19 protein-coding genes are annotated in these 21,629 nt (G+C 61.9%); 16 read left to right on the top strand and 3 right to left on the bottom strand.

The window, feature by feature from the left end; genetic code table 11:
* Positions 1 to 234 precede the first annotated feature (234 nt).
* The 16 genes from mraZ (at position 235) to lpxC (ending at position 18,042) form a co-directional block, all read left to right on the top strand.
* A complete protein-coding gene (gene mraZ, locus Q1W70_RS15005) occupies positions 235 to 690 on the top strand; it encodes a division/cell wall cluster transcriptional repressor MraZ (RefSeq protein ID WP_019693566.1) in 456 nt (151 codons plus the stop codon).
* Positions 687 to 1,634, top strand: a complete 948-nt coding sequence (gene rsmH / locus Q1W70_RS15010; protein ID WP_162530210.1) for a 16S rRNA (cytosine(1402)-N(4))-methyltransferase RsmH — start codon at positions 687 to 689, stop codon at positions 1,632 to 1,634. Before mraZ ends, rsmH begins: the two co-directional genes overlap by 4 nt.
* Entirely contained in the window at positions 1,631 to 1,924 is a 294-nt protein-coding gene (gene ftsL / locus Q1W70_RS15015) for a cell division protein FtsL (RefSeq protein ID WP_095168944.1), read from the top strand. Before rsmH ends, ftsL begins: the two co-directional genes overlap by 4 nt.
* On the top strand, positions 1,924 to 3,663 hold the full coding sequence (locus tag Q1W70_RS15020) for a peptidoglycan D,D-transpeptidase FtsI family protein (RefSeq protein WP_178117370.1): 1,740 nt from the start codon (positions 1,924 to 1,926) through the stop codon (positions 3,661 to 3,663). Before ftsL ends, Q1W70_RS15020 begins: the two co-directional genes overlap by 1 nt.
* On the top strand, positions 3,663 to 5,126 hold the full coding sequence (locus Q1W70_RS15025; RefSeq protein ID WP_166589711.1) for a UDP-N-acetylmuramoyl-L-alanyl-D-glutamate--2,6-diaminopimelate ligase: 1,464 nt from the start codon (positions 3,663 to 3,665) through the stop codon (positions 5,124 to 5,126). The genes Q1W70_RS15020 and Q1W70_RS15025 overlap by 1 nt, the downstream gene beginning before the upstream one ends.
* Entirely contained in the window at positions 5,119 to 6,486 is a 1,368-nt protein-coding gene (locus tag Q1W70_RS15030; protein WP_166589710.1) for a UDP-N-acetylmuramoyl-tripeptide--D-alanyl-D-alanine ligase, read from the top strand. Before Q1W70_RS15025 ends, Q1W70_RS15030 begins: the two co-directional genes overlap by 8 nt.
* Positions 6,486 to 7,568, top strand: coding sequence for a phospho-N-acetylmuramoyl-pentapeptide-transferase (mraY, locus tag Q1W70_RS15035; protein WP_095168940.1), 1,083 nt, complete (start codon positions 6,486 to 6,488; stop codon positions 7,566 to 7,568). Before Q1W70_RS15030 ends, mraY begins: the two co-directional genes overlap by 1 nt.
* A gap of 5 nt (positions 7,569 to 7,573) precedes the next feature.
* Entirely contained in the window at positions 7,574 to 8,920 is a 1,347-nt protein-coding gene (gene murD / locus Q1W70_RS15040) for a UDP-N-acetylmuramoyl-L-alanine--D-glutamate ligase (protein WP_182342248.1), read from the top strand.
* Positions 8,917 to 10,134: a putative lipid II flippase FtsW gene (gene ftsW, locus Q1W70_RS15045; protein WP_166589708.1), complete on the top strand. Its 1,218-nt coding sequence runs from the start codon at positions 8,917 to 8,919 to the stop codon at positions 10,132 to 10,134. The genes murD and ftsW overlap by 4 nt, the downstream gene beginning before the upstream one ends.
* The gene (gene murG / locus Q1W70_RS15050) at positions 10,124 to 11,194 is read left to right on the top strand and encodes an undecaprenyldiphospho-muramoylpentapeptide beta-N-acetylglucosaminyltransferase (RefSeq protein WP_166589707.1); all 1,071 of its coding nucleotides are present in this window, start codon (positions 10,124 to 10,126) and stop codon (positions 11,192 to 11,194) included. The genes ftsW and murG overlap by 11 nt, the downstream gene beginning before the upstream one ends.
* A complete protein-coding gene (murC, locus tag Q1W70_RS15055; RefSeq protein ID WP_166589706.1) occupies positions 11,187 to 12,647 on the top strand; it encodes a UDP-N-acetylmuramate--L-alanine ligase in 1,461 nt (486 codons plus the stop codon). Before murG ends, murC begins: the two co-directional genes overlap by 8 nt.
* Entirely contained in the window at positions 12,644 to 13,600 is a 957-nt protein-coding gene (locus Q1W70_RS15060; RefSeq protein WP_166589705.1) for a D-alanine--D-alanine ligase, read from the top strand. The genes murC and Q1W70_RS15060 overlap by 4 nt, the downstream gene beginning before the upstream one ends.
* A gap of 4 nt (positions 13,601 to 13,604) precedes the next feature.
* A complete protein-coding gene (locus Q1W70_RS15065) occupies positions 13,605 to 14,471 on the top strand; it encodes a cell division protein FtsQ/DivIB (protein WP_166589704.1) in 867 nt (288 codons plus the stop codon).
* Between the two features lie 14 nt (positions 14,472 to 14,485).
* On the top strand, positions 14,486 to 15,748 hold the full coding sequence (gene ftsA, locus Q1W70_RS15070; RefSeq protein WP_095168933.1) for a cell division protein FtsA: 1,263 nt from the start codon (positions 14,486 to 14,488) through the stop codon (positions 15,746 to 15,748).
* Positions 15,749 to 15,821: 73 nt separating this feature from the next.
* Positions 15,822 to 17,018 carry a cell division protein FtsZ gene (gene ftsZ / locus Q1W70_RS15075; RefSeq protein ID WP_095168932.1) on the top strand — a complete coding sequence of 399 codons (1,197 nt, stop codon included), beginning with the start codon at positions 15,822 to 15,824 and terminating at the stop codon, positions 17,016 to 17,018.
* 112 nt (positions 17,019 to 17,130) lie between these two features.
* The gene (gene lpxC, locus Q1W70_RS15080) at positions 17,131 to 18,042 is read left to right on the top strand and encodes a UDP-3-O-acyl-N-acetylglucosamine deacetylase (RefSeq protein WP_007939852.1); all 912 of its coding nucleotides are present in this window, start codon (positions 17,131 to 17,133) and stop codon (positions 18,040 to 18,042) included.
* A 71-nt stretch (positions 18,043 to 18,113) separates the two neighbouring features.
* Here the strand turns inward: lpxC and Q1W70_RS15085 are convergent, their stop codons facing one another.
* From Q1W70_RS15085 to Q1W70_RS15095, 3 genes are all read right to left on the bottom strand, one after another.
* The gene (locus Q1W70_RS15085) at positions 18,114 to 19,622 is read right to left on the bottom strand and encodes a sensor domain-containing diguanylate cyclase (RefSeq protein ID WP_166589703.1); all 1,509 of its coding nucleotides are present in this window, start codon (positions 19,620 to 19,622) and stop codon (positions 18,114 to 18,116) included.
* Positions 19,623 to 19,833: 211 nt separating this feature from the next.
* Entirely contained in the window at positions 19,834 to 21,150 is a 1,317-nt protein-coding gene (locus Q1W70_RS15090) for an OprD family porin (protein ID WP_166589702.1), read from the bottom strand.
* A 193-nt stretch (positions 21,151 to 21,343) separates the two neighbouring features.
* A complete protein-coding gene (locus Q1W70_RS15095; protein ID WP_166589701.1) occupies positions 21,344 to 21,568 on the bottom strand; it encodes a hypothetical protein in 225 nt (74 codons plus the stop codon).
* Positions 21,569 to 21,629: the final 61 nt, after the last annotated feature.

A 21,629-nucleotide genomic window follows, 5' to 3' on the forward strand; every position in this document is an offset into this window, starting at 1 on the left:
CTTTAACTTCTGAACGTAGCCTCCTGCGCTGCTTCAAGTTATTGAGCTCAGTCATCCGCCAAATACTCGTAACCCCTTCTTTTGTACCGCTAAATCTCCGATCTGTAAGGGTTTTCCTTTACTGCGCGCCTTGACGGTGCGGTGGGCGCATTCCTATAGTGTGCGCAAGTGGCGGAAAGTGGCATGAAGTGGGTTTTTTGAGCGTAAAACGCTAGAATTTGGAGAAACGCTGACGTGTTTCGCGGAGCTAACGCTATCAGTCTCGATGCAAAGGGCCGTCTCGCTATGCCGAGCCGGTACCGCGACGAGTTGGTTTCGCGTAGTTCCGGGCAACTGATCGTGACCATTGATGCGGTTGATCCTTGTTTGTGTGTTTACCCCCTCGATGAGTGGGAGCTGATTGAAACCAAACTGCGCGCACTGCCTTCGCTTCGCGAAGAGAACCGTCGTCTGCAACGTTTGCTGATTGGTAATGCCGTCGACCTTGAACTCGACGGCAGTGGTCGTTTTCTGGTTCCGCCGCGTCTGCGTGAATATGCCAAGTTGGATAAACGCGCGATGTTGGTAGGCCAACTGAACAAGTTCCAATTGTGGGACGAGGATGCCTGGGATGCAGTGTCTGCTGCTGACCTGGCTGCTATTCAACAACCGGGCGCCATGCCTGATGAACTGCGTGATTTGATCCTGTGACTATTGATAGCGGCTTTAACCACATCACCGTACTGCTTGACGAAGCCGTCGAGGCTCTCGCCGTACGCCCTGATGGTTGCTATCTCGATGGCACGTTCGGGCGCGGCGGCCACAGCCGCCTGATACTCAGCCAGCTCGGTCCTGATGGCCGGTTGCTGGGGTTTGACAAAGATCCTCAAGCGATTGCCACCGGGCAAACGCTAGCGGCCGAAGACGGCCGCTTTGTCGTTGTACAGCGCAGCTTTGCCGAGCTGGGTTCGGAAGTTGCCGAGCGCGGTCTGGCGGGCAAGGTCAGCGGCGTGCTGCTCGACCTGGGCGTGTCGTCGCCTCAACTCGACGACCCTGAGCGTGGCTTCAGTTTCCTCAATGATGGTCCCCTGGACATGCGCATGGATCCGTCCCGCGGGATCAGTGCTGCCGAATTCGTCAACACCGCGCCGGTCGAAGAAATCGCCCGGGTGTTCAAGGAGTATGGCGAAGAGCGTTTCTCCGGGCGTATGGCCCGTGCTGTGGCTGAGCGCCGCGACATCAAGCCGTTCGAACGCACCGGTGACCTGGCAGAAGTGCTGAAAGTCGCCAATCCAGCGTGGGAAAAGGGCAAGAACCCGGCTACCCGTGCCTTCCAGGGCCTGCGTATTCACGTCAACAATGAACTGGGCGACCTCGAAGCCGGCCTTGAAGCAGCGCTTGAAGCGCTGGAAATCGGCGGCCGCCTGGTGGTAATCAGCTTCCACTCGCTGGAAGATCGCATCGTCAAACTGTTCATGCGCAAGCTGGTCAAGGGTGAAACCGACAACCTGCCGCGCAATCTGCCGGTACGTTTCGAAGCCTTTGTGCCGAAAATCAAAGTCCATGGCAAAGCGCAGTTCGCCGGCGAAGCCGAACTCAAAGCCAACCCACGTTCCCGTAGCGCTGTCATGCGTGTCGCGGAGAAGCTGCGGTGAGCAAGCTTTTCGCCAAGCCTCTTCCAGGCGGCAGCTTTATCATGCTGCTGCTGTTTATCGGCGTGCTGGTTTCCGCGATCGCGGTGTCCTACAGCGCCCACTGGAACCGGCAACTGCTCAACTCGCTGTACGGCGAGTTGAGTGTGCGCGACAAGGCGCAGGCGGAGTGGGGGCGGCTGATTCTCGAGCAGAGCACCTGGACCGCCCACAGCCGTATTGAAGTGCTGGCCACCGAACAACTGAAAATGCGCATTCCCGGCGCGGCAGAAGTGCGGATGGTGGCGCCATGATGAAACTCGAGGGGGCACTCTTTCCGTGGCGGTTTCGCTTGGTCGTGGGCTTGCTCGGGATCATGGTGGCGGCGATTGCCTGGCGCATCATTGACCTGCAAGTGGTCGATCGTGCCTTCCTCAAGGGGCAGGGTGACGCGCGCAGTGTGCGGCACATCCCGATCCCCGCACACCGTGGCCTGATCACCGATCGCAACGGCGAACCCCTGGCGGTCAGTACTCCGGTCACCACCCTGTGGGCCAACGCCAAGGAAATGCAGAGCGCCAAGGACCGCTGGCCGGCCCTGGCTGCCGCCCTGGGCCAGGACCCGCGTGCGCTGGCCGAGCGCCTGGAAGCCCAGGCCAACAAAGAATTCATCTACCTGGTGCGCGGCCTGACGCCGGAGCAAGGCCAGGTGGTGCTCGACCTTAAAGTACCGGGCGTCTACGGCATCGAAGAGTTCCGGCGCTTCTACCCAGCCGGGGAAGTGACCGCCCACATGGTCGGCTTTACCGATATCGACGACCATGGCCGCGAAGGCGTGGAACTGGCCTATGACGAATGGCTGGCCGGGGTCCCCGGTAAGCGCCAGGTCATCAAGGATCGGCGCGGCAGACTGATCAAAGATGTCCAGGTCACCAAAAACGCCAAGGCCGGCAAGCCCTTGGCGTTGTCGATTGACCTGCGCCTGCAATACCTGGCCAACCGCGAACTGCGCAACGCGATCATCGAGAACGGTGCCAAGGCCGGCAGCCTGGTGATCATGGACGTCAAGTCCGGCGAGATCCTGGCCATGGTCAACCAGCCGACCTACAACCCGAACAACCGTCGCAACCTGCAGCCGGCGATGATGCGTAACCGCGCAATGATCGACGTGTTCGAGCCGGGCTCGACCATGAAGGCCATCTCCATGAGTGCCGCCCTGGAAACCGGGCGCTGGAAGCCGAGCGACCGGGTCGAGGTCTATCCGGGCACCCTGCAACTGGGCAAGTACACCATTCGTGACGTGTCCAAGAGCGAAGGCCCGGTGCTCGACCTCACCGGCATCCTGATCAACTCCAGTAACGTGGGCATGAGCAAGATCGCCTTCGATATTGGCGGCGAGACTATTTTCCGCCTGGCTCAGAAAATCGGCCTGGGCCAGGACACCGGCCTGGGCTTCCCGGGCGAGCGCGTCGGCAACCTGCCCAACTACCGTGAATGGCGCAAGGCCGAGACGGCTACGCTGTCGTACGGCTACGGTCTTTCGGTGACCGCGATCCAGTTGGTCCACGCCTTTTCTGCCTTGGCCAACAACGGGCGCATCGCGCCGCTGACCCTGGTCAAGACCGACAAGCTGCCGCAAACCACCCAGGTGATTCCGGAAGACGTCGCCAAGACCATGCAGGGCATGCTGCAGCAGGTGATCGAGGCTCCGCGCGGGGTATTCCGCGCGCAGGTTCCGGCCTATCACGTGGCCGGCAAGTCCGGTACTGCACGTAAGACTTCCGCGGGCCTCAAGGGCTACGCCGTCAACTCTTACCGCTCGCTGTTTGCCGGTTTCGGCCCGATGAGCGACCCGCGTTTTGCCATCGTGGTGGTGATCGATGAGCCAAGCAAGGCCGGCTACTTCGGTGGTCTGGTCTCTGCCCCGGTGTTCAGCAAAGTGATGTCGGGCACCCTGCGCCTGATGAACATCTCGCCGGACAACCTGCCGCCGACCCAACAAGCCAATGCCACCCCGGCGATCCCACTCAAAGCCAACGGAGGGCGCGGCTGATGTCTCTGAGCCTGAACAAGATTTTCGCCCATGCCGGCCGCGATCTGTTGATTCGCGAACTGGCCCTGGACAGCCGCAATGTGCGCGCCGGGGACCTGTTCCTGGCCGTGCCGGGCGGCAAGTTCGATGGTCGTGCGCATATCGCCGATGCCCTGCAACGCGGTGCGGCAGCAGTGGCCTATGAAGTCGAAGGGGCGACCGTCCTGCCGATTACCGATGTACCGCTGATCCCGGTCAAAGGCCTGGCCGTGCAACTGTCGGACATCGCCGGGCGCTTCTACGGCGAACCGAGCCGTCATCTGAACCTGGTCGGTGTCACCGGCACCAACGGCAAAACCAGCGTGACCCAGCTGATTGCCCAGGCCCTCGACTTGCTCGGCCAGCACTGCGGCATTGTCGGCACCCTGGGCAGTGGCTTCTACGGCGCGCTGCAAAGCGGCCTGCACACCACGCCCAACCCGATCGACATGCAAGCCACCCTGGCCGACCTGAAAAAGGCCGGTGCCAAGGCGGTGGCAATGGAAGTCTCTTCCCACGGCCTGGATCAGGGGCGCGTGAGTGCGCTGGCCTTCGACGTGGCGGTGATGACCAACCTGTCCCGCGATCACCTGGACTACCACGGCACCATGCAGGCCTACGGTGAAGCCAAGGCCAAGCTGTTCGCCTGGAGCGACCTGAAGTGCCGGGTGGTCAACCTCGACGACGAATTCGGTCGGCAACTGGCCGCTGACAAGGGCGAATCGCGGCTGATCACCTACAGCCTGGAAGACGCCAGCGCCTACCTCTATTGCCGCGAAGCGCAGTTCGACGACGAGGGCGTGCGCGCCACGCTGGTGACCCCTCAGGGCGAACACCATTTGCGCAGCACCCTGCTCGGTCGCTTCAACCTGAGCAACGTGCTGGCCGCGGTCGGCGCCTTGCTCGGCCTGGACTATGCGCTGGACGAAATCCTCCGTGTGCTGCCCAAGCTCGAAGGCCCGGCCGGTCGCATGCAGCGCCTGGGCGGTGGCACCCAGCCGTTAGTGGTGGTCGACTACGCCCATACCCCCGATGCCCTGGAAAAAGTCCTGATGGCCCTGCGTCCACACGCCAAGGGCCAGTTGTTGTGCCTGTTCGGCTGCGGCGGCGATCGCGATCGGGGCAAGCGTCCGCTGATGGCCGAAGTGGTCGAGCGCCTGGCCGATGGCGTGCTGGTGACCGACGACAACCCACGCACAGAAGACCCGCTGCAGATTTTCGACGACATCCGCGCCGGTTTCAGTGCTGTGGATAACGTGCGTTTTGTCGCCGGCCGTGGCCAGGCGATAGCCGAAATTGTTGCTGGCGCCAGCGCCGATGACGTGATCGTCCTGGCCGGCAAAGGTCACGAGGACTATCAGGAAATCAATGGCCAACGCCATGCCTTCTCTGACCTGGTGGAGGCCGATCGGGCCTTGACCGCCTGGGAGGTGACCCATGCTTAAGGCCCTGCAACTGAGCGAAGTGGCGGGTCCACTGGGTGGCCGTCTGGTCAGCACCGACAGCCGCTTCGAGGGCGTGAGCATCGACAGCCGGGCCATCGTGCCGGGCCAGTTGTTCGTGGCCCTGGCCGGTCCGCGTTTCGACGGCCATGACTACCTCAATGAAGTGGCCGGCAAAGGTGCGGTCGCCGCCCTGGTCGAGCGCGAAGTCGCCAACGCCACCTTGCCGCAACTGCTGGTCAAGGACACGCGTCAGGCCCTGGGTCAACTGGGTGCCCTGAACCGTGCGGCCTTTACCAAGCCGGTCGCGGCGATCACCGGCTCCAGCGGCAAGACCACGGTCAAGGAAATGCTCGCGAGCATCCTGCGCACCCGCGGCCCCGTACTGGCGACCCGTGGCAACCTGAACAACGACCTCGGTGTGCCCCTGACTCTGCTGGAACTGGCGGCCGAACACAGTGCCGCGGTGATCGAGCTGGGTGCTTCGCGGATCGGCGAAATCGCCTACACCGTGGCCATGACCAAGCCCCACGTGGCCGTACTCAACAACGCCGGGACCGCCCACGTCGGTGAGTTCGGTGGGCCGGAAAAAATCGTCGAGGCCAAGGGTGAAATTCTCGAAGGGCTGGACGCCGATGGCGTCGCCGTATTGAACCTGGACGACAAGGCCTTCGCTATCTGGAAGGCCCGCGCAGCCGGTCGCCAGGTGCTCACCTTCGCCCTGCTCGATAGCCAGGCCGACTTCCATGCCAGCGACCTGGATCGCGACGCACGGGGTTGCCCATCCTTCAAACTGCACAGTCCACTGGGTGTCGAACACGTCCAGTTGAACCTGCTGGGCACCCACAACGTGGCCAATGCCCTGGCCGCCGCCGCGGCCGCCCATGCCCTCGGGGTGTCGCTGTTCGGCATCGTCACCGGCCTGAACGCCGTGCAACCGGTCAAGGGACGCGCGGTGGCGCAGCTGGCGAGCAATGGCATGCGCGTCATTGATGATTCTTACAACGCAAACCCCACCTCCATGTGCGCGGCGGTTGATATACTTGCCGGCTTTTCCGGCCGCACCGTCCTGGTGCTCGGAGATATCGGCGAGTTGGGCGAGTGGGCGGAGCAGGGGCACCGCGAAGTTGGCGCGTATGCCAGCGGCAAGGTTTCTGCACTTTACGCCGTGGGGCCGTTGATGGCGCATGCCGTTGCCGCTTTCGGTGAGCAGGCTCGTCACTTTGCCACCCAGGCCGACCTGATTGCGGCGCTGGGCGCCGAACACGATACAAACACCACTATTTTGATCAAGGGCTCGCGCAGCGCGGCGATGGAAAACATCGTTGCGGCTCTGTGCGGTTCGAGCGGGGAGAAACATTAATGCTGCTGCTGCTAGCGGAGTATCTGCAACAGTTCTACAAAGGCTTCGCGGTCTTCCAGTACCTGACCCTGCGCGGGATTCTGGGTGTACTGACCGCGCTGTCGCTGTCGCTGTGCTTCGGGCCTTGGATGATCCGCACCCTGCAGAATCGTCAGATCGGTCAATCGGTGCGTAACGACGGGCCGCAATCGCACCTGTCCAAGTCCGGCACCCCAACCATGGGTGGCGCGCTGATCCTGTCCGCCATCGGCGTCAGCACCCTGCTGTGGGCCGACCTGACCAACCGTTATGTCTGGGTTGTGCTCCTGGTGACCCTGCTGTTCGGCGCCATCGGCTGGGTCGACGACTACCGCAAAGTCATCGAGAAGAACTCCCGTGGCTTGCCGAGCCGCTGGAAGTACTTCTGGCAGTCGGTGTTTGGCCTGGGCGCGGCGATCTTCCTTTATATGACTGCCGCCAGCCCGGTGGAAACCACCCTGATCCTGCCGATGCTCAAGGACTACAGCATTCCGCTGGGTGCCGGCTTCATCGTCCTGACCTACTTCGTGATCGTTGGCTCCAGCAACGCCGTCAACCTGACCGACGGCCTCGACGGCCTGGCGATCATGCCGACCGTGATGGTCGGCGGTGCCCTGGGGATCTTCTGCTACCTGTCAGGTAACGTGAAATTTGCCGAATACCTGCTGATCCCTTATGTCCCGGGCGCGGGTGAACTGATTGTGTTCTGCGGCGCGCTGATTGGTGCCGGCCTGGGCTTCCTGTGGTTCAACACCTACCCGGCGCAAGTGTTCATGGGCGACGTCGGCGCATTGGCGCTGGGCGCAGCCCTGGGCACCATCGCAGTGATCGTGCGCCAGGAAATCGTGTTGTTCATCATGGGCGGCGTGTTCGTGATGGAAACCCTGTCGGTGGTGATCCAGGTTGCGTCCTTCAAGCTGACCGGTCGCCGGGTGTTTCGCATGGCGCCGATCCATCACCACTTTGAACTCAAGGGCTGGCCCGAGCCACGCGTGATCGTCCGATTCTGGATCATCACCGTGATTCTCGTGCTGTTCGGCCTTGCCACCCTGAAGCTGAGGTAGAACGAGTGTCTCTGATCGCTTCTGACCACTTCCGCATCGTTGTCGGCCTCGGCAAGAGCGGCATGTCCCTGGTTCGCTTCCTGGCGAACCGGGGCGTGGCGTTCGCTGTGGCCGACACGCGGGACAATCCACCGGAGCTGGTCACGCTGCGCCGTGACTACCCGCACGTGGAAGTGCGTTGTGGCGAGCTGGATGTCGAGTTCCTGTGCCGTGCCGACGAGCTCTACGTGAGCCCCGGCCTGGCGCTGGCCACTCCAGCCCTGCAGGCGGCGGCTGCCCGTGGCGTGAAACTGTCCGGCGACATCGAACTGTTCGCGCGTAACGCGAAAGCGCCGATCGTTGCCATCAGCGGCTCCAACGCGAAAAGTACCGTGACTACCCTGGTCGGCGACATGGCGGCTGCGGCCGGCAAGCGCGTGGCCGTGGGCGGCAACCTGGGTACGCCGGCGCTCGACCTGCTGCGCGACGACGTCGAGCTGTACGTGATGGAGCTGTCCAGCTTCCAGCTCGAGACCACCGACCACCTGGGCGCTGAAGTGGCCACCGTGCTCAACGTCAGCGAAGACCACATGGACCGCTACAGCGGCCTGCCGGCCTACCACCTGGCCAAGCACCGGATCTTCCGCGGCGCGCGGCAAGTGGTGGTCAACCGCCAGGACGCCCTGAGCCGGCCGTTGATGGGGGAGGGCCTGCCATGCTGGACCTTCGGCCTGGGCAAACCTGACTTCAAGGCCTTTGGTCTGCGTGAAGAGAATGGCGAGAAATACCTGGCCTTCGAATTCACCAACCTGATGCCGGTGCGCGAGCTGAAAATCCGTGGCGCCCACAACCAGTCCAACGCCCTCGCGGCCTTGGCGCTGGGGCACGCCGTGGGCCTGCCGTTCGACGCCATGCTCGCCACCCTGCGTACTTTCGCCGGCCTGGAGCACCGCTGCCAGTGGGTGCGTGACCTGGACGGCGTGAGCTACTACAACGACTCCAAGGCCACCAACGTCGGTGCCGCCCTGGCGGCCATCGAAGGCCTGGGTGCCGACATCGACGGCAAGCTGGTGCTGATTGCCGGCGGCGATGGCAAGGGCGCCGAATTCAAGGACCTGCGTGATCCAGTCGCGGCGAACTGCCGTGCGGTGGTGTTGATGGGCCGTGACAGCGAGCTGATCGGCCAAGCCATCGGCGACGGTGTACCGCTGATTCGCGTCAACTCGCTGGTCGAAGCGGTCGCCCAATGCCGTGCCCTGGCCCAGCCAGGTGATGCGGTGCTGCTGTCGCCGGCCTGCGCCAGTTTCGACATGTTCAAGAACTACGAAGAGCGTGGGCACCTGTTCGCCCAGGCCGTGGAGGACTTGGCATGAACCTGAGAAACATCATCAAGCCTTATCCTTCGCCGATCATTACCGGGCGTGGTATCGACCTCGACTTCCCGATGCTCGCCGGTTGCCTGGCGCTGATCGGCCTGGGGCTGGTGATGATTGCATCGGCGTCCACCGAAGTGGCGGCCGTGCAGTCGGGCAGCGCCCTGTACTACATGATTCGCCACCTGATCTACGTCGTGCTTGGCCTCGGGGCCTGCATCGTCACCATGATGATTCCGATCGCCACCTGGCAACGCCTGGGCTGGCTGATGCTGATTGGCGCGTTCGGCCTGCTGGTGATGGTGATCATCCCGGGGATCGGCCGCGAAGTGAACGGCTCGATGCGCTGGATCGGCTTCAGCTTCTTCAACGTCCAGCCTTCCGAGATCGCCAAGGTGTTCGTGGTGATCTACCTCGCCGGTTACCTGGTGCGCCGGCAGAAAGAAGTGCGAGAAAGCTGGATGGGCTTCTTCAAACCGTTCATCGTGCTGCTGCCGATGGCGGGCCTGCTGCTGATGGAACCGGACTTCGGTGCCACCGTGGTGATGATGGGCGCGGCGGCCGCGATGCTGTTCCTTGGCGGGGTCGGGCTGTTCCGCTTCTCCCTGATGGTGGTCCTGGCCGTGGCGGCCGTGGTGCTGTTGATTCAGGTGCAGCCGTATCGAATGGCGCGCCTGACCAACTTTGCCGATCCGTGGGCCGACCAGTTCGGCGCCGGTTACCAACTGTCCCAGGCCCTGATCGCGTTTGGTCGCGGCGAGTGGCTGGGGGTTGGCCTGGGCAACAGCGTGCAGAAGCAGTTCTACCTGCCGGAAGCCCACACCGACTTCGTGTTCTCGGTCCTGGCCGAAGAGCTGGGCGCCATTGGCTCGCTGTGCACCGTCGCACTGTTCACCTTTGTCTGCATCCGTGGCATGTACATCGGTTACTGGGCCGAGAAGTCCAAGCAGTTCTTCGCCGCCTACATCGCCTACGGCTTGTCGTTCCTGTGGATCGGTCAGTTTCTGATCAACATCGGGGTGAACGTCGGCCTGCTGCCGACCAAGGGCCTGACCTTGCCGTTCCTCAGCTATGGCGGCAGCTCGCTGGTGATCTGCTGTGCGTGCCTGGGGCTGTTGCTGCGTATCGAGTGGGAGAGTCGGACCCACCTGGGCAGCGAAGAGATGGAATTCAAGGAGAGCGATTTTGCCGAGGAGCCAACCCATGGGCGCTAACGTGCTGATCATGGCGGGCGGCACCGGCGGCCATGTGTTCCCGGCGCTGGCCTGTGCCCGCGAGTTTCAGGCGCGCGGCTACACCGTGCACTGGCTCGGCACGCCGCGTGGCATCGAAAACGAGTTGGTGCCCAATGCGGGCCTGCCGTTGCACCTGATCAACGTCAGCGGCCTGCGCGGCAAGAGCAAGTTGTCCCTGCTCAAGGCGCCTTTTGTGCTGCTCAAGGCGGTGTTCCAGGCGCGCGCGATCATCCGTCAGTTGAAACCGGTGTGCGTCCTGGGTTTCGGCGGATATGTCACCGGTCCTGGTGGCGTAGCGGCCAGGTTGGCCGGCGTGCCGGTGATCGTCCACGAACAGAATGCCGTGGCCGGTACCGCCAATCGGTTGCTGGTGCCCTTGGCCGCGCGAGTCTGCGAAGCTTTCCCGGACACCTTTGCTGCCCGTGACAGTCGGCGGACCACCGGTAACCCGGTGCGCGCCGAGTTGTTCCTCGAGACCCCGCGCCCGGCCCTGGCCGGACGCCAGGCGCGTTTGCTGATCCTGGGCGGAAGCCTGGGGGCAGAACCCTTGAATAAATTGCTGCCTGAAGCCCTGTCGCAGGTTCCCGTCGAACTGCGCCCGGAAGTGTTCCACCAGGCTGGCAAAAACCACGATGAAGTGACAGCCGAGCGCTACCGCGCTGCCGGCGTCGAGGCGCACGTGCAGCCGTTCATCAAAGACATGGCCCAAGCCTACGGCTGGGCCGACCTGGTGGTCTGTCGCGCAGGTGCGCTGACTGTCAGTGAGCTGGCTGCTGCCGGTCTGCCCTCGATGCTGGTGCCGCTGCCCCACGCGATCGACGATCACCAGACCCGCAATGCCGATTATTTGGCTCGTGAAGGCGCTGCCTTCCTGATGCCGCAAAGAACGACCGGCGCCGCAGAACTGGCTGCGCGCCTGACCGAGGTCCTGATGCAACCACAACGACTCAACGACATGGCTGGCGCAGCTCGTCGCCTGGCCAAACCGGATGCCACCCGTAACGTGGTCGATATCTGCCTGGAGGTGGTTCATGGTTGAGAATCAGAAAGCCATGCCGCAGCCGGAAATGCGCCGTATCCGTCGTATCCACTTCGTCGGCATCGGCGGTGTGGGCATGTGCGGGATCGCCGAAGTGTTGCTGAACCTGGGCTATGAAGTGTCCGGTTCCGACCTCAAGGCTTCCCCCGTGACCGAGCGCCTGGAATCCTTTGGCGCACAGATTTTCCTCGGCCACCGTGCCGAGAACGCCGCCAATGCCGATGTGCTGGTGGTCTCCAGTGCCGTGAACACCTCCAACCCGGAAGTGGCGACCGCGCTCGAGCGCCGCATCCCGGTGGTGCCGCGTGCCGAAATGCTGGCCGAGCTGATGCGCTACCGCCACGGCATCGCCGTTGCCGGTACCCACGGCAAAACCACCACTACCAGCCTGATCGCCTCGGTGTTCGCCGCCGGTGGCCTGGACCCGACCTTCGTCATCGGTGGCCGCCTGAATGCAGCGGGTACCAATGCCCAGCTCGGCACCAGTCGCTACCTGATCGCCGAAGCCGATGAAAGCGATGCCAGCTTCCTGCACCTGCAGCCGCTGGTGGCCGTGGTCACCAACATCGACGCCGACCACATGGCGACCTATGACGGCGACTTCAACAAGCTGAAGAAAACCTTCGTCGAGTTCCTGCACAACCTGCCGTTCTACGGTCTGGCGGTGGTGTGCCTGGACGACCCGGTGGTTCGCGAGATCCTGCCACAGGTCAAGCGCCCAACCGTCACCTACGGTTTCAGCGAAGACGCCGACGTGCGCGCAATCAATGTTCGCCAGCAAGGCATGCAGACCTTCTTCACGGTGCTGCGCCCCGATCGCGAGCCGCTGGACGTGTCGGTGAACATGCCGGGCAATCACAACGTGCTCAACTCCCTGGCGACCATCTGCATTGCCACCGACGAAGGCGTCAGCGATGAAGCCATCGTCCAGGGCCTGTCGGGCTTCCAGGGTGTCGGCCGTCGCTTCCAGGTCTACGGCGAACTGCCAGTCGAAGGCGGCAGCGTGATGCTGGTGGACGACTACGGTCATCATCCGACCGAAGTGGCCGCGGTGATCCAGGCCGTGCGTGGTGGCTGGCCGGAGCGCCGCCTGGTGATGGTCTACCAGCCGCACCGCTACAGCCGCACCCGTGACCTGTATGACGACTTCGTCAATGTCCTGGCCGATGCCAACGTGCTGCTGCTGATGGAAGTCTATCCGGCCGGCGAAGAGCCGATCCCGGGCGCCGACAGCCGCAAGCTGTGCAACAGCATTCGCCAGCGTGGCCAGCTTGACCCGATCTACATCGAGCGCGGCGTTGACCTCGCGCCGCTGGTCAAGCCGTTGCTGCGTGCCGGAGACATCCTTCTGTGCCAGGGCGCCGGTGATATCGGTGGCCTTGCACCCAAATTGTTGAAAAGTTCGTTGTTCGCAGGCGCCGTTGTCGCGCCTAGCGAGGGGAAGTTGAAATGACTGCAGCCTACGCCAACCTGTTCTCGACTATCGCCCCGCAAGACTTCGGGCGTGTCGCCGTGCTGTTCGGTGGCAAGAGCGCCGAGCGCGAAGTGTCGCTCAAATCCGGTAACGCTGTGCTCAGTGCCCTGCAGAGCGCCGGTGTCGATGCGTTCGGCATCGACGTCGGCGACGACTTCCTGCAGCGCCTGCTCAATGAAAAGATCGACCGTGCGTTCATCATTCTCCACGGTCGCGGCGGTGAAGACGGCAGCATGCAAGGCCTGCTCGAGTGCCTGGGTATTCCCTACACCGGCAGCGGCATTCTCGCTTCGGCCCTGGCCATGGACAAACTGCGCACCAAACAGGTCTGGCATACCCTGGGTATTCCGACCCCGCGTCACGCCGTCCTGAGCAGCGAAGCGGATTGTATTTCGGCTGCGACGGAACTGGGCTTCCCTTTGATCGTCAAACCGGCGCATGAAGGTTCAAGTATCGGTATGGCCAAAGTGACATCAGCGTCTGAATTGACCGACGCCTGGAAAGCGGCCAGTACCTACGATTCGCAAGTGTTGGTCGAACAATGGATTCAAGGTCCGGAGTTCACCATTGCCATGCTGCGCGACCAGGTGTTGCCGCCGATCGCCCTGGGTACGCCACACACTTTCTACGACTACGACGCCAAGTACCTGGCCTCCGATACCCAGTACCGGATCCCGTGTGGCCTCGACAGTGCCAAGGAACAAGAACTCATGGACCTCACGGCGAAAGCCTGTGAGGCGCTGGGTATCGCCGGTTGGGGACGGGCTGACGTGATGCAGGACGCCGAAGGGCAGTTCTGGTTCCTCGAAGTCAACACCGCACCGGGCATGACCGATCACAGCCTGGTGCCGATGGCGGCCCGGGCAGCCGGCCTGGATTTCCAACAGTTGGTGTTGGCGATCCTGGCTGCAAGCATTGAGCCGCGAGGGTAAGTCCATGCAAGGCGCCCAGCTACGTCATCAGCCACCCGCACCCGGCCGCAAGCCGGTACCGCGGGGTGCCAGCCGAATGGTGGCCAAAGAGCCGATGTCGGTGCGCCTGCCGAAAGCCAATTTTGGTTTTCTCAAAGCGGTGTTCTGGCCAGTGCTGCTGGTGGCGTTGGGCTTCGGTACCTATGAGGGTGCACAGCGCCTGATGCCGTACGTGGACCGGCCGATCAGCAAGATCAACGTGCAGGGCGACTTGAGCTACATCAGCCAGCAAGCGGTGCAGCAGCGGATCGCCCCCTACGTGGCGGCGAGCTTCCTCACCATCGACCTGGCGAGCATGCGCACCGAACTGGAAACCATGCCGTGGATCGCGCACGCCGAAGTGCGTCGTGTCTGGCCTGACCAGGTGGTGATTCGCCTGGAAGAACAACTGCCCGTGGCCCGTTGGGGTGACGAGGCCTTGCTGAACAACCAGGGCCAGGCGTTTACCCCGCGTGAGCTGGCCAACTACGAACATTTGCCACAGTTGTTTGGCCCGCAGCGGGCCCAGCAGCAAGTGATGCAGCAGTATCAGGTGTTGAGCCAGATGCTTCGGCCACTGGGTTTTTCCATCGCCCGGCTGGAGTTGCGTGAACGCGGCAGCTGGTTCCTGACCACAGGTGCCGGCAGTGCGGGACCGGGGATCGAGTTGTTGTTGGGCCGCGGCAACCTGGTGGAAAAGATGCGCCGCTTCTTTGCCATCTACGACAAGACGCTTAAAGAACAGATTACGAACATAGCGCGCATCGACCTGCGTTATGCCAACGGCCTTGCCGTCGGCTGGCGGGAACCTGTAGCGCCCACGACGGCCCAACCCGCCGTCGCGAAGAATTGAGAAGAGGCAGGACCATGGCAAACGTGCAAAGCGGCAAAATGATCGTCGGTCTGGATATCGGTACCTCCAAGGTGGTGGCACTGGTAGGCGAGGTCGCGGCCGATGGCCAACTGGAAATCGTCGGGATCGGTACCCATCCTTCCCGCGGCCTGAAGAAGGGCGTGGTGGTGAACATCGAGTCCACCGTGCAGTCGATCCAGCGCGCCATCGAAGAAGCGCAACTGATGGCCGGTTGCCGGATCCACTCGGCGTTCGTTGGCGTGGCGGGCAATCACATCCGCAGCCTGAACTCCCACGGCATCGTGGCGATCCGTGATCGCGAAGTCAGCTCCGCCGACCTTGAGCGCGTCCTCGACGCCGCCCAGGCAGTCGCGATCCCGGCCGACCAGCGGGTCCTGCACACCTTGCCGCAGGACTACGTGATCGATAACCAGGAAGGCGTGCGCGAGCCGCTGGGCATGTCCGGCGTGCGTTTGGAGGCCAAGGTCCACGTGGTCACCTGCGCGGTCAATGCAGCACAGAACATTGAAAAATGCGTACGCCGCTGCGGCCTGGAAATCGACGACATCATCCTCGAGCAACTGGCTTCGGCGTACTCGGTGCTGACCGATGACGAGAAAGAGCTGGGTGTGTGCCTGGTGGACATCGGTGGCGGTACCACCGACATCGCGATCTTCACTGAAGGCGCTATCCGCCATACCGCGGTGATCCCGATTGCCGGCGACCAGGTGACCAACGACATCGCCATGGCGCTGCGCACCCCGACCCAGTACGCCGAGGAAATCAAGATCCGTTACGCCTGCGCCCTGGCCAAGCTGGCCGGTGCCGGTGAAACCATCAAAGTGCCAAGTGTCGGTGACCGTCCGCCCCGCGAGCTGTCCCGCCAGGCCCTGGCCGAAGTGGTCGAGCCGCGTTACGACGAGCTGTTCACCTTGATCCAGGCCGAGCTGCGTCGCAGCGGCTACGAAGACCTGATCCCGGCCGGCATCGTGCTGACCGGCGGTACGTCGAAAATGGAAGGCGCGGTAGAGCTGGCCGAAGAGATTTTCCACATGCCGGTCCGCCTGGGCGTGCCCCACGGCGTCAAGGGCCTGGACGATGTTGTGCGCAACCCGATTTATTCAACCGGTGTTGGTTTGCTGATGTACGGCCTGCAAAAGCAGTCCGACGGCATTTCCTTCTCGGGGATCAGCAGCAGCCGCGATAGCTACAGCAACGAAGAGGCCAAGAGCCCGTTGCTCGACCGCATCAAGAGCTGGGTCCAGGGCAATTTCTGAAGATTTACCGCAACACCGTTACAAGCAGTAGGCGCAGTAGGCGAAAAAACTAGAGAATTGAAGGAGAGGGAAAATGTTCGAACTCGTAGACAACATCCCCGCAAGCCCGGTCATTAAAGTCATCGGTGTTGGCGGAGGCGGCGGCAACGCTGTCAACCACATGGTCAAGAGCAACATTGAAGGCGTTGAGTTCATCTGCGCCAACACTGATGCCCAGGCGCTGAAAAGCATCAGCGCGCGGACCATCCTGCAACTGGGCACCAGCGTGACCAAAGGCCTGGGCGCCGGCGCGAACCCTGAAGTCGGTCGTCAGGCCGCCATGGAAGACCGTGAGCGCATCGCCGAAGTACTGGCGGGCACCAACATGGTGTTCATTACCACGGGCATGGGCGGTGGTACCGGTACCGGTGCTGCACCTGTGATCGCCGAAGTGGCCAAGGAAATGGGGATCCTCACCGTTGCGGTGGTGACCCGTCCGTTCCCGTTCGAAGGTCGCAAGCGCATGCAGCTGGCCGACGAAGGTATCCGCCTGCTGTCCGAAAGCGTCGACTCGTTGATCACCATTCCCAACGAAAAGCTGCTGACCATCCTCGGTAAGGACGCCAGCCTGCTGTCGGCTTTCGCCAAGGCTGACGACGTGCTGGCCGGTGCCGTGCGCGGTATCTCCGACATCATCAAGCGTCCGGGCATGATCAACGTCGACTTCGCTGACGTGCGTACCGTGATGAGCGAAATGGGCATGGCGATGATGGGCACTGGCTGCGCCAGCGGTCCGAACCGTGCACGTGAAGCAACTGAAGCGGCCATCCGCAACCCGTTGCTCGAAGACGTCAACCTGCAAGGCGCGCGTGGCATCCTGGTGAACATCACCGCCGGTCCTGACCTGTCCCTGGGTGAGTACTCCGACGTGGGTAGCATCATCGAAGCCTTCGCTTCCGAGCACGCCATGGTCAAGGTCGGTACCGTTATCGATCCGGACATGCGCGACGAACTGCACGTGACCGTCGTTGCGACCGGTCTGGGCGCGAAAATCGAGAAGCCGGTCAAGGTCATCGACAACACCGTCCACACTTCCATGACCAGCGCCCCGGCTCCTTCTGCCGCTGCCGCACGTCCGGAAATGCCGTCGGTGAACTACCGCGACCTGGACCGTCCAACCGTGATGCGCAACCAGGCTCAGGCCGGCGCAGCGGCGGCAGCAAAGCTCAATCCGCAAGACGATCTGGATTACCTGGATATCCCGGCATTCCTGCGTCGTCAGGCCGATTGATGAAATGTATCAGGCGTATTAAGTTGATTGGTGTTCAGCAAAGGTCTGGTCTGCTATTATCGCCAGCCTTTGTTGATACCAGTTCGCACTTTGCGCTGAAGCGGCCCATGCCATGATTAAACAACGCACCCTGAAGAATATTATCCGTGCCACAGGTGTCGGCCTGCACTCCGGGGAGAAGGTCTACCTGACCCTCAAGCCTGCACCTGTCGACACTGGCATTGTGTTTTGTCGTGCCGATCTCGACCCTGTGGTGCAGATTCCTGCTCGCGCAGAAAACGTTGGCGAAACCACCATGTCGACCACTCTGGTCAACGGTGACGTCAAAGTGGACACGGTGGAGCACTTGCTCTCGGCCATGGCTGGCCTGGGCATCGATAACGCCTACGTCGAGCTCTCCGCGTCCGAAGTGCCAATCATGGATGGTAGCGCTGGACCTTTTGTATTCTTGATTCAATCGGCTGGCCTGGAAGAACAGGATGCCGCCAAGAAGTTCATCCGTATCCTGCGTGAAGTGACTGTGGAAGATGGCGACAAGCGCGCCACTTTTGTCCCTTTCGAAGGTTTCAAGGTGAGCTTCGAGATCGATTTCGATCACCCGGTGTTTCGTGACCGCACCCAAAGTGCCAGCGTGGATTTTTCCAGCACTTCGTTCGTAAAAGAAGTCAGCCGCGCCCGGACCTTTGGTTTCATGAGTGATATCGAGTACCTGCGCAAGCACAACCTCGCACTCGGCGGTAGCGTTGAAAATGCCATCGTGGTCGATGCGGACGGTGTATTGAACGAAGACGGCCTTCGCTACGAAGACGAATTCGTCAAACACAAGATCCTCGACGCCATTGGCGACCTCTACCTGCTGGGCAATAGCCTGATTGGTGAGTTCAAGGGCTTCAAGTCCGGCCACGCACTGAACAACCAGCTTCTGCGCAAATTGATTGAGCAGACAGATGCTTGGGAAGTCGTGACCTTTGAAGACGCCAGCACTGCTCCGATCTCTTACATGCGCCCGGTTGCGGCGGTGTAAGTAAAAACCTCTCTAGTTTTTAAAGGCTGCCTTCGGGTGGCCTTTTTTTATGCCTGCCGCACAGGCCAGACCTACGCCTGCGCGCTGACCACGCAGTTGCGCCCCTGGTGTTTGGCCTTGTACAGGGCCTTGTCAGCGGTGTACATCAGGTTTTCCAGGCTCTGATTCGGCTGTCCCGTGGAGGTACTGAGACCGATGCTGACGGTCATGGGTGATGCGCCGGCGGCAAAGGGCGGTAGTTGTTCGACCGCCGCACGGATGTTTTCAGCGATGCGCAGTGCACCGGCGGTATCGGTCTCGGGCAGCACCGCGGCGAACTCTTCGCCGCCATAGCGTGCCGCGAGATCAGCCGGGCGGCGGATGTTTTCGCTGATGACCCTCGCCAGCACGCGCAACGCATCATCCCCGTGCTGATGGCCGTGAAGGTCATTGAAGGCTTTGAAGTGATCGGCGTCGATCATCAGCACCGACAGCGGTTTACCCGACCGATGGGCACGCGACCATTCGCGGTTCAACACCGCATCCAGGGTGCGGCGGTTGGCGACTCCGGTGAGTGGATCAATGGCCGCCTGATGGGCCAGTTCCTGCTCGGCGTGCTGGCGCAAGCGCAGTTCGCGACACAGCAGCAGGGCCAGCCACATCAGGCCGATGCACAGCACGCCGGTGGCGCCACTGATCACATAGGCGGTACGTTTCCAGGTGGCAAAGACTTCGTCCATGGACAGCGCCACCATCACCGTCAATGGCAGGTTGCCCACGCGCGAGAAGGTGTACAGGCGATTGCGGTGGTCCATGCTTGAGACGCTGCTGAAACTGCCACTGCCTTCACGCATGATGCGAACCACATTGGGCCGATTGCCGAAGCTCTTACCGATGCTGTTGTCACGCAGCATGGGTTTTTGCGCGAGCAGAATACCGTCCTTGTCGAGCACATTGAGGGTGCTGTCGTTGCCGATGTTCAGGCTCTTGAACAGCTCGTCGAAATACGCGAGACGCATGGACGCCACGGCCACGCCGAGAAACTCACCAGAGGGTGAAGAGATGCGCCGGCTGAAACTGATGCGCCACTGCTCATTGTCGGGGCATACACAACGGGGTTTGAAGGGACGGCTGATGAACATCCCGGTGTCATCGTTGAACGCATGGGCCAGGAAGTAATCACGGTCGGCGAAGTTCCCCGGCTTGGGTTCCACCCGGGAGGAGTCGGCAATCACATTGCCATACTTGTCCAGTAACAGCAGGTCGCCCTTGAAGCGTGCGGTGCTGGAGCGATCGAACAGCACCAGGTGGCGGATCTGTGGCGACACCTGCTTCAGGTCGTCTCGCTGGGCGGCGGCGATCAGGCCTTGCAGCGACAGGTCATAGAGTTCGACGTTGCGCAGCACATCCGCATCGATCAATTGCACGATGTTGGTCGCGCTACGGGTCGCCGTCTGCATCGCGTAGGCGTGTTCGCGTATCAGCAGGAAGGTGACGATGGCGATGATGGCAATCACGGTCAGGGAACTGCCGAGAATCAGCATGAATTCCGGCCGGTGGGTGTTGCCCGTCAAGTGAAGGTGCGTACGGCTTGCACTCATGGTTCTGATTTCTGCAAAGGGACATCATCAGCGTAGTTCCCGGACGGGCCGGGCGGCATTGCAGATATCAGTTCGTTAATTGATTGCCTAGTGCATGTATAGATCCGGTGCGGACAAAAGGCCAGCCCAATGGCGGGATACCGATCAATTTTGCGAGCTCCATTCCTGATAGGCGCGAACACGCTCGCGCCTACGGGGGAGGGCGTTCGCCTTAGAAAACGTTCAGCGGGTAGTCGAGGATCACTCGGTACTCGTCGGTATCGTTGTCCAGTGCGCCATAGCCGTTGCCACCGCGGTTGGTCGCCCATTGCAGGCGCACGGCGAGGTTTTTCGCCGTGCCGTTCTGGACGACGTACTGCAGGTCGAGGTCACGTTCCCAATGCTTGGCGTGCTGACCGTCCGCGTTGTAGTACGCACCATAGCCGGGGCTGTCCGGGTCCACCTTGCGCAGGTTCAGGGTACCGCGCGAATAGGACAGGGCCGACGTCAGGCCCGGCACGCCGACACCGGCAAAATCAAAGGCGTACTTGAGCTTCCACGAACGCTCGTTGGGGCCGTTGAAGTCCGAATACTGCTGCGAATTGTCGAGGTAGACGCTGTCGCCCTGGGCGATGTAGTCAAACGGCGTGTTGCCGTTCACCCGCTGATACGCGGCCGTGACGCTATGACTGCCGACGCCGAGGGTCAAATGCAGGCTGTAAGTGTTGTTGTCGATCGCCCCCAGCAGCGCTTCGCCGCTGTCCTGGGTGTGATAGTAGTGCAGGCCCGGGTTCAGGCTGGTGTGCTCGCTCAGCGCGTAGCGGTAGTCGAGGTCGTAGTAGTACTGGTTCCACACGTCCTTGAGTTCGGAGGCATACAGGCTGCTGCTCAGCCCTGGCACCGCGCTCCAGGCCACGCCGGCCCAGTTCAGGTGGCGGCTTTCGTCACCGTCGGCCAAAGTTCCGTAGGAGGTGCCGATGCGCTGATGTCCGCTCTGGTTGTACGGCTTGGTGAAACTGGCCTGGCCACCTTCGAGCAGCCAGCCATCGAAGCTCTGGTTGCTCAGGCTGACGCCGCGAAAGGTCTGCGGCAACAGGCGACTCATGCCGCCGGCAATCACCGGGTTATTGAGAAACAGGTCACCGGCCTTGAGCTCAGTGTCCATGGCGCGCATTTTCAGGGTCGCACCGCCGGTGGAAAACGACCCCGGCGCTTTGCCGTTGCCATCGCCGATCGGCAGGATGCTGGAGCCGTCAGTGCCGCCCCCACCATCGAGTTTGAGCCCAAGCATGGCATTGGCGTCCAGGCCAAAGCCCAGCGGGCCTTGGGTATAACCCGACTCGAAGAGCCCCAGCAAACCCTGGCCCCACTCGATATTGTCGTCAGCCTGCTGCAGGCGATTGCGGTTCATGTAGTAGTTGCGGGCACTGAGGTTGAGGCTGGAACCCTCGACAAAACCTTCGCGCGGGGAATTTTCGGCGGCCTGGGCGGGGGTGATCGTTGCGGCGATTGCAATGAACAGGGGACTCAGTTTGACGGTGATACTCACGTGGGATACAGCTCCTTGGCGCAATGACCTGTAGGGTCATTGTTTGAAATCCGGTGTTTCTCATGAAGGGGGACGCGTACGGGCGGGGCAAAAACACAACAAAAAAAAGCCGCTGATAGCAGCGGCTTTTAAGACAACTTCACGTGGGAAAGAGCCGAGTGAAGTGTCGAGGGAAACTCGAAACGATGAGCGATCAGCTGTCTTTCTCAACCTGGGGCTGAGCCTGGACAGTCGCTGCTTGCGGGGTGTGCTCAGGGTTTTGCGCCTTGGCGGTCAGTTCGGTCTGGGCTTTGTCGAAGGCGGCTGCCCGTGCGGCATTCTGCGCGACAAAGGCGGGCGACTCTTCGGCCATGACCACTGGCGAAAGGAACAAGGACGACAAAACGAACGCGCTGGCAATACCCATACTGTTGGACATCTAAGGAACCTTCTTGCTTGGCAAGTGCTGTTTGGTGCGGGCAAAGATAAGGGTCCCGGGT

The sequence above is a fragment of the Pseudomonas kielensis genome, from assembly GCF_030505375.1.
In the GTDB taxonomy this organism is placed as follows: domain Bacteria; phylum Pseudomonadota; class Gammaproteobacteria; order Pseudomonadales; family Pseudomonadaceae; genus Aquipseudomonas; species Aquipseudomonas kielensis.